Annotated in this window: 7 protein-coding genes; all 7 read left to right on the top strand. The window is 72.9% G+C overall.

What is annotated here, in order from left to right:
• The coding region (locus tag J7E86_RS22555; RefSeq protein WP_215083560.1) for an SDR family oxidoreductase at nt 1-532 on the top strand (532 nt) is incomplete at its 5' end.
• A gap of 75 nt (nt 533-607) precedes the next feature.
• Nucleotides 608-1,552, top strand: a complete 945-nt coding sequence (locus J7E86_RS22550) for an aromatase/cyclase (RefSeq protein WP_215083559.1) — start codon at nt 608-610, stop codon at nt 1,550-1,552.
• A 3-nt stretch (nt 1,553-1,555) separates the two neighbouring features.
• On the top strand, nt 1,556-3,901 hold the full coding sequence (locus J7E86_RS22545) for an SDR family oxidoreductase (protein ID WP_215083558.1): 2,346 nt from the start codon (nt 1,556-1,558) through the stop codon (nt 3,899-3,901).
• Nucleotides 3,902-4,030: 129 nt separating this feature from the next.
• Nucleotides 4,031-5,482 carry an MFS transporter gene (locus tag J7E86_RS22540; RefSeq protein WP_215083557.1) on the top strand — a complete coding sequence of 484 codons (1,452 nt, stop codon included), beginning with the start codon at nt 4,031-4,033 and terminating at the stop codon, nt 5,480-5,482.
• Between the two features lie 221 nt (nt 5,483-5,703).
• Complete coding sequence (locus tag J7E86_RS22535) at nt 5,704-6,186, top strand: acyl carrier protein (RefSeq protein WP_215083556.1); 483 nt, start codon at nt 5,704-5,706, stop codon at nt 6,184-6,186.
• Complete coding sequence (locus J7E86_RS31670) at nt 6,183-6,956, top strand: 4'-phosphopantetheinyl transferase superfamily protein (protein ID WP_215083555.1); 774 nt, start codon at nt 6,183-6,185, stop codon at nt 6,954-6,956. The genes J7E86_RS22535 and J7E86_RS31670 overlap by 4 nt, the downstream gene beginning before the upstream one ends.
• Before the next feature lie 117 nt (nt 6,957-7,073).
• The gene (locus J7E86_RS22525) at nt 7,074-8,690 is read left to right on the top strand and encodes an acyl-CoA carboxylase subunit beta (RefSeq protein WP_215083554.1); all 1,617 of its coding nucleotides are present in this window, start codon (nt 7,074-7,076) and stop codon (nt 8,688-8,690) included.
• Nucleotides 8,691-8,692 lie beyond the last annotated feature (2 nt).

Genomic DNA, 8,692 nt, shown 5'->3' with positions numbered 1-8,692 from the left:
CGTCCTGGTCAACAACGCCGGCCGCTCCGGCGGCGGCGTCACCGCCGACCTCGACGACGAGCTGTGGAACGACGTCATCGACACCAACCTCAACAGCGTCTTCCGCCTCACCCGCGAGGTGCTGACCACCGGCGGCCTGCGCCACAAGGACCGCGGCCGCATCATCAACATCGCCTCCACCGCCGGCAAGCAGGGCGTCGTCCTGGGCGCCCCGTACTCCGCCTCCAAGCACGGCGTCGTCGGCTTCACCAAGGCCCTGGGCAACGAGCTCGCCCCCACCGGCATCACCGTCAACGCCGTCTGCCCCGGCTACGTCGAGACGCCCATGGCCCAGCGCGTGCGCCAGGGCTATGCCGCCGCCTACGACACCTCCGAGGCCGCGATCCTCGACAAGTTCCAGTCCAAGATCCCCCTCGGCCGCTACTCCACCCCCCAAGAGGTCGCGGGCCTGGTCGGCTACCTCGCCTCCGACACCGCCGCCTCCATCACCGCCCAGGCCCTGAACGTCTGCGGCGGCCTGGGCAACTTCTAACCCCCCTTTTCTCCCCGCGCGCCCGCCCCGCCCCACCCCTCCTCTTCCCCACCACTTCTCAAGGAGTCACCCGACATGCCGCAGTCCTCCCTGCGCGAGGTGGAGCACGAGATCACCGTCTCGGCCCCCGCCACCGCCGTCTACGCCCTGATCGCCGACGTCACCAACTGGCCGCGGATCTTCCCGCCCACCATCTACGTCGACCACCTCGAACAGGGCGCGAACACCGAGCGCATCCGCATCTGGGCCACCGCCAACGGCGAGGCCAAGAACTGGACCTCCCACCGCACCCTCGACCCCCAGGCGCTGAAGATCACCTTCCGTCAGGAGGTCTCCACCCCGCCGGTCGCCGCCATGGGCGGCACCTGGATCATCGAGCCCCTCGACGAAGCCTCCAGCCGGGTGCGCCTGCTGCACGACTACCGGGCCGTGGACCAGGCCCCGGAGTCGATGGCCTGGATCGACGAGGCCGTCGACCGCAACTCCCGCTCCGAGCTCGCCGCCCTGAAGACCAACGTCGAACTCGCCCACGCCGCCCAGGACGTCACCTTCTCCTTCGAGGACACCGTCCAGATCAACGGCTCGGCCAAGGACGTCTACGACTTCATCAACGAAGCCGCCCTGTGGCCCGAGCGCCTCCCGCACGTGGCCACCGTGCGCCTTCAGGAGCACACGCCGGGCCTGCAGACCCTGGAGATGGACACCCGCGCCAAGGACGGCTCGACCCATACCACCAAGTCCCACCGCGTCTGCTTCCCCAGCAGCAAGATCGCCTACAAGCAGGTCACCCTGCCGGCCCTGATGACCCTGCACACCGGCTACTGGACCTTCACCGAGAACGGCACCGGCGTCGCGGCCTCCTCCCAGCACACCGTCACCCTCAACACCGCCAACATCACCGACATCCTCGGCCCCGACGCCGGAATCGAGCAGGCCCGCGCCTACGTGCACAGCGCGCTGTCCACCAACAGCACCGCCACCTTGAACCACGCCAAGGCCCACGCCGAGAACCAGCGCTGACCCATGGCTGCGCACGTGAGCGAAACCCAGGTGATCGTGGTCGGCGCCGGCCCCGTCGGGCTGATGCTCGCCGGCGAACTGCGCCTGGCCGGCGCCGAGGTGACCGTCCTGGAACAGCGCCAAGAGCCCACCACCGAATCACGGGCCACCACCCTGCACGCCCGCACCATGGAAATCCTCGACAGCCGCGGCCTGCTGGAGAAACTGGGCACCGTCCCCGGCCAGAGCACCGGCCACTTCGGCGGCATCCCCCTGGACCTGACCCTGGAGGGCCCCTACCCGGGCCAGTGGAAGGTCCCCCAGGCCCGTATCGAGGAACTCCTGGCCCAGTGGGCACACCAGCTGGGCGCGCGCATCCTGCGCGGCCACCGGGTACGCGAGCTGACCGTCACCGACGACCACGCCGAGGTCACCACCACCGGCCCCGACGGCCCCCACACCTGGCGGGCCAAGTGCGTGGTGGGCTGCGACGGCGAGGAGAGCACCGTGCGGCGCCTGGGGAACTTCCCCTTCCCCGGCGCCGCCGCCACCCGCGAACTGCTGCGCGCCGACGTCGCGGGCATCACCATCGCCGACCGCCGCTTCGAGCGCCTGCCCGGCGGACTGGCCATCGCCGCCCGCCGCCCCGACGGCACCACCCGCGTCATGGTCTGCGAGAGCGGTGCCACCACCGCCCCGCGCACCGGCGACGTCCCCTTCACCGACATCGCCGCCGCCTGGCAGCGGGTGACCGGCGAGGACATCACCGGCGGCACCCCGCTGTGGGCCAACGCCTTCACCGACGCCTGCGCCCAGGCCACCACCTACCGCGACTACCGGCTCTTCCTCGCCGGCGACGCCGCCCACCGGCAGATGCCCATCGGCGGCCAGGCCCTCAACCTCGGCCTGCAGGACGCGCTCAACCTCGGCTGGAAACTCGCCGCCCAGGTCGCCGGCCGCGGCCCGGACGGCGTCCTGGACAGCTACCACCGTGAACGCCACGCCACCGGCGCCCGCACCCTGGCCAACATCCGCGCCCAGGCACTGTTCCTGCTCGGCGGCGGCGAAGTGGACGCCGCCCGCCAGGTGATGACCGAACTCCTGGACCACCCCCGGGCCCGCACCCACCTCGCCGGCATGATCTCCGGCCTGGACATCCGCTACGACACCGGCGACGGCGTGGGCGACCACCCCCTGCTGGGCCTGCGCCTGCCCCACTTCACCCTGGCCACCGCAGACGGCACCACGGTGACCTCCACCGCCCTGCTGCGCACCGGCGGCGGCCTCCTGATCGACCTCACCGGCCGCACCGACCCGTCCCTGGCCGCAACCGCCGCACCCTGGGCCCCCCTGGTACGCACCGTCACCGCCACCACCAGCGGCCCGGCACCCGCCGGGGCCCTGCTCGTACGCCCCGACGGCCACATCGCCTGGGCCGGCGGCCAGGACACCACCGACACCGCCGGCCTGAGCACCGCGCTCACCCGCTGGTTCGGCACCCCCCCGCCCTCGACGGACACCGCCCCGGCACCCGTGGCGGCCCCCACCACCGCACCCCCCGCCACCGCCACCTCGGCGACGGCCCCCACCACGAACGGGAGTACCCCCATGGGCAGGCTCAACGGCAAGACCGCGCTCGTCACCGGCTCCAGCCGCGGCATGGGCCGCGCCACCGCCCTGCGCCTGGCAGCCGAAGGCGCCTTGGTCGCCGTCCACTACACCACCGGCGCCGACGCCGCCGCCCAGACCGTCGCCACCATCGAGAACGACGGCGGCCGCGCCTTCGCCATCCAGGCCGAACTCGGCGTCCCCGGCGACGCCCACGCCCTGTTCGTCGCCCTGGAGAAGGGCCTCAAGGAGCGCACCGGCACCACCGACCTGCACATCCTGGTCAACAACGCCGGCGTCATGGGCGGCGTCGCGGCCAAGGACACCACCCCCGAGCAGTTCGACCGCCTGGTCGCCGTCAACGCCAAGGCACCGTTCTTCCTCATCCAGCGCGCCCTGAAGAACATCCCCGACGGCGGCCGCATCATCAACATCTCCTCCGGCCTGACCCGCGTCGCCAACCCCGAGGAGATCGCCTACGCGATGACCAAGGGCGCCGTCGAACAGCTCGCCCTGCACTTCGCCAAGCTCCTGGGACCGCGCAACATCACCATCAACAGCGTCGCCCCCGGCATCACCCGCAACAACAACCCCGCCTTCGGCATCCCCGAGGCCGTCGAGCAGATGGCGGCCCTGTCCGCCTTCAACCGCGTCGGCGAGCCCGCCGACGTCGCCGACGTCGTCGCCTTCCTCGCCAGCGAGGACGCCCGCTGGATCACCGGCGCCTTCCTCGACGCCACCGGCGGCACCCTCCTGGGCTGACCCCCCTTACCCGGCCCCCCGGCCGGGACCGCGACCCCGGGCGGAACCGGCCCCGCAACCAGCCCCGTTGCGCGGGCCGGCCCGCCCCGCCCCCATTTTTCGGGGCGCCCCCAGCCCCGGAAAAGGACCATGAAACCCACCCCCACCCCGCCCCCCGCCGCACCGGCCACCACCAGCCTCGACCCCCGCATGTGGGGCCTGCTGCTGGTCCTCTCCGGCAACATGCTCATCGACGCCCTCGAAGTGTCCGTGGCCGTCGTCGCCCTGCCCTCCATCGGCGAGGACCTGAACCTGGCCGCCACCACCGTCCAATGGACGATGAGCGGCTTCGCCGCCGGCTTCGGCGCCCTGATGCTCTTCGGCAACCGCGTCGTCACCCACCTGGGCCGCCGCCGCATGTACCTGCTGGCCCTGCTCGCCTTCGCCGCCGCCTCCCTGGCCTCCGCCCTGGCCACCGAACCAGGCCTGCTGATCGCCACCCGCCTGGTCAAGGGATTCTGCGCCGCCCTGACCGCACCCACGGGCCTGGCCATCCTCTCCACCACCTGCCCCGAAGGACGCGAACGCGACCGCGCCTTCTCCGTCTACACCCTCGCCGGCGCCAGCGGCTTCACCGCCGGCCTCCTGCTCTCCGGCGCCCTGACCACCCTCAGCTGGCGCCTGACCTTCCTCTTCCCCGCCCCTGCGGTCCTGCTGCTCTTCCCCTTCTGCCTGCGCCTGATACCCGCCGACACCCCCACCCCCGCCCCCGTCTCGGGCAAGGGCCGGCGCCACTACGACCTCACCGGCGCCGCCACCCTCCTGGCCGCCCTCACCGCCCTCATCCACGCCCTGACCCAACTGCCCCACCACGGCCTCACCCACCCGCGCACCCTGATCCCCCTGGCCCTCACCACCGCCCTGCTGGCCGCCTTCGCCCTCACCGAACGCACCACCAGCGCCCCCCTGATCCGCCCCGCGATCCTCACCCACCCCACCATGGCCCGCTCCGCGCTCGGCGCCGCCGCCCTCAACGGCTCCTACCTGGGCCTGCTGTTCATCGTCACCTACCAGACCCAGCAACAACTCGGCTACACCCCCCTGCGCACCGCCCTGGCCGTCCTCCCCGCCAGCCTGCCCCTGGCCATCACCGCCCTGGCCTCCGGACGCCTGGTACGCCGCTTCGGCGCCCCCCGCCTGATCGCCGCCGGAGCCCTCGCCCCACTCGCCGGTTACGCCCTCTACCTGCGGCTGCCCGCCCACCCCCACTACCTCACCGACATCGCCCCCACCATGCTCCTGGTCGGTGCCGGCTTCGTCGCCTCCTTCGCCGCCCTGAACACCCAGGCCGTCTCCGCCTTCCCGCCCCACCAGCGCGGCGAGGCCGGCGGCGTCTACCAAAGCGCCGTCCAGCTCGGCGCCGCCCTCATGCTCGCCGCCACCTCCGCCCTGGTCACCGCCCACCAGCCCGCACCCGGCGCCACCCCCGCCGACACCATGACCGCCTACCGCCCCGCCCTCTGGCTGGTCACCACCGTCGGCCTCACCGGCCTCCTGACCGCCCTCACCGGCCTCAGAGACCGCACCCCCACCGCCCACTGACCGGGCGCCGGCCCGGGGGAGCACCCCCGAGCACCTGCCGCACCCACCGCGCGCAGGGCTTGCACCGCGCGCAGGGCAACACCGCACGTACCGCTCGCACCGAGAGCCGGGCCGGCCCCTGAACCCCCAGCCCGACCCCCTGGGGGGGCAGGGCACCGGCCACACCCCTGCCCCTTCGCCGGGCACGGCCCCCGGCCCCCCTTCCGCCCGCCCGGAGAGACATGAGCACCGACCAGTACACCGTCGACTGGGACACCTTCGCCCCCGACCACGACCACGACCACGACCACGGCTACGACCCCGACTTCGACTTCGACTTCGACGCCGGCTTCGGCCCCGCCACCGGTGCCGGCCCCGCCCAGGTCCAGGCACCGGACGTGAACCACCTCGCACACGCCACACCCGCCGAGCGCACCCGCCTGATCGACACCTACGTCCGCCAGGAACTGGGCCGCGTCCTGGGGATGGCCCCCCACACCATCGACACCACCGGCCGGCCCATGAACAGCCTGGGCGTCGGCTCCATCAACGGCCTCGAACTCCAGGCCCGCATGGAGGCCGCCCTGGGCGTCGACGTCAACCTCCAGAGCCTGCTGCGCGCCAACAGCGCCGCCGAGCTCATCGACTGCCTGGCCGGCCAGCTCGGCAGCCAGGACAGCCCCCACAAGCACCGCGCACACCCCGCGGCAGCGCCCCTCGCATGAGAGCCGCCACCCTCACCCGCCCCGCGATCGGCGAGGACCAGCTGCACCTGTGGCTGGTGGCCACCCCCCGGCCCGACGCCACCCACAGCCGCCTGGACCTCACCGAGCTCGACGAGGCCGAACGCACCCGCACCGCCTCCTTCATCCGCCCCTCCGACGGCGCCACCTACGCCACCGCCCACATCGCCCTGCGCCGCCTGCTGGGCGCCTACCTCCACCAGCCCCCGGCCCAGGTCGCCTTCGTGCGCGAACCCTGCCCCGGCTGCGGCGCCACCCACGGCCGCCCCGCCGTCGCCGCGGACGGCCCGCCCCTGCACTTCTCCCTCTCCCACAGCCACGGCATGGTCCTCATCGCCGTGGCCGCCCGCACCGTCGGCGCCGACGTCGAACGCCTGCCCAGAGCCGCGACCGTCGAGGTGTGCACCCCCGCCCTGCACCCCAAGGAGCGCGCCGAACTCCAGCAGACCCCCGAGGAAGCGCGCCCGGCGGCGTTCGGCCAGTTGTGGACCCGCAAGGAAGCCTTCCTAAAAGGCATCGGCACCGGCCTGAGCCGCAGCCCCGCCGCCGACTACCTCGGCGCCGACCCCGCCCGCCGCCCCACCGGCTGGACCATCGCCGACGTCCCCGCCGGCCCCCGCCACCACGCCGCCGTCGCCCTCACCGGCCCCGCACCCACCACGGCCACCGTCCGCCTGCTGGGCGCCCCCGCCCTGCTGCCCGGCGCCACCGTGGACCTCGCCACCCCCGGCCGGCCCCTGCCCACCCGCTGACCCACCCCGAGCCACCACCCAGCCTGCGAACCGGCCCGCGAACCGGCGCGGCACCGGCACCCACCACAGGCCGGCACCCACCCGCACGCGACCCCTTCGAGCGAAAGCGAGACACCCATGCCCGTTGCCGGCAAGACGACGACCACGGCCCCCGCGCCCGCGCCCGCCGCGGACCACCGCGAGTGGACCCTGCACGAACGCGTCGAAGAACTCGGCCTCATCCGCGACGAGGCCCACCAGGGCCCCGACGCGGCCGCCACCGAACGCCAGCACGCCAAGGGCAAACTCACCGCCCGCGAGCGGATCGCCCTCCTGCTGGACGAAGACTCCTTCACCGAAGTCGAAACCCTGCGCCGCCACCGCGCCACCGGTTTCGGCCTGGAGAACAAGAAGCCCTACACCGACGGTGTGATCACCGGGTGGGGCACGGTCCACGGCCGTACCGTCTTCGTCTACGCCCACGACTTCCGTATCTTCGGCGGCGCGCTGGGCGAGGCCCACGCCACCAAGATCCACAAGATCATGGACATGGCCATCGCGGCCGGTGCCCCGCTGGTCTCCCTCAACGACGGCGCCGGCGCCCGCATCCAGGAAGGCGTCTCCGCCCTCGCCGGTTACGGCGGCATCTTCCAGCGCAACACCAGGGCCTCCGGCGTCATCCCGCAGATCTCCGTCATGCTCGGCCCCTGCGCCGGCGGCGCCGCCTACAGCCCCGCCCTGACCGACTTCGTCTTCATGGTCCGCGAGACCTCCCAGATGTTCATCACCGGCCCCGACGTCGTCCGCGCCGTCACCGGCGAGGAAATCACCCAGAACGGCCTGGGCGGCGCCGACGTGCACTCCGCCACCTCCGGGGTCTCCCACTTCGCCTACGACGACGAGGAGTCCTGCCTGCAGGACGTGCGCTTCCTGCTCACCCTCCTGCCCTCCAACAACCGCGAACTGCCCCCCGCCACCGCCCCCGAGGACACCCCCCACCGGCGCACCGACGCCCTCTTGGACCTCGTCCCCGACGATCCCGGCCGCAGCTACGACATCCGCGCCGTCATCGAGGAGATCGTCGACGACAGCGAGCACTTCGAGATCCACCCCGCCTGGGCCACCAACATCGTCTGCGCCCTCGCCCGCCTCGACGGCCACGTCGTGGGCATCGTCGCCAACCAGCCCGCCTCCTACGCCGGCGTCCTGGACATCGAGTCCAGCGAAAAGGCCGCCCGCTTCGTACAGTTCTGCGACGCCTTCAACATCCCCCTGGTCACCCTCGTCGACGTCCCCGGCTTCCTGCCCGGCGTCGACCAGGAACACAACGGCATCATCCGCCGCGGCGCGAAACTCCTCTACGCCTACTGCAACGCCACCGTCCCGCGGATCTCCCTGGTCCTGCGCAAGGCCTACGGCGGCGCCTACATCGTCATGGACTCCCGCTCCATCGGCGCCGACCTCGCCCTGGCCTGGCCCAGCAACGAGATCGCCGTCATGGGCGCCGAAGGCGCCGCCAACGTCATCTTCCGCCGCGAGATCGCCGCCTCCCACGACCCCGACGCGGTACGCCGGCAGAAGATCAAGGAGTACAAGGCGGAGCTGATGCACCCCTACTACGCCGCCGAACGCGGCCTGGTCGACGACGTCATCGACCCCGGCGAGACCCGCCGGATCCTCATCCGCTCGCTGGCCATGCTCCGCGCCAAGCACGCCGACCTGCCCTCGCGCAAGCACGGCAACCCGCCCCAGTAAGG

This window comes from Streptomyces sp. ISL-11 (assembly GCF_018614525.1).
Taxonomy (GTDB): domain Bacteria; phylum Actinomycetota; class Actinomycetes; order Streptomycetales; family Streptomycetaceae; genus Streptomyces.
Note: the sequence above shows the minus strand (reverse complement) of the source record. Positions and strands in the feature narration are given on the sequence as shown.

Coding starts and splice junctions, on each gene's coding strand:
- J7E86_RS22550 (WP_215083559.1), top strand. CDS start 608: ATGCCGCAGTCCTCCCTGCGCGAGGTGGAGCACGAGATCACCGTCTCG.
- J7E86_RS22545 (WP_215083558.1), top strand. CDS start 1,556: ATGGCTGCGCACGTGAGCGAAACCCAGGTGATCGTGGTCGGCGCCGGC.
- J7E86_RS22540 (WP_215083557.1), top strand. CDS start 4,031: ATGAAACCCACCCCCACCCCGCCCCCCGCCGCACCGGCCACCACCAGC.
- J7E86_RS22535 (WP_215083556.1), top strand. CDS start 5,704: ATGAGCACCGACCAGTACACCGTCGACTGGGACACCTTCGCCCCCGAC.
- J7E86_RS31670 (WP_215083555.1), top strand. CDS start 6,183: ATGAGAGCCGCCACCCTCACCCGCCCCGCGATCGGCGAGGACCAGCTG.
- J7E86_RS22525 (WP_215083554.1), top strand. CDS start 7,074: ATGCCCGTTGCCGGCAAGACGACGACCACGGCCCCCGCGCCCGCGCCC.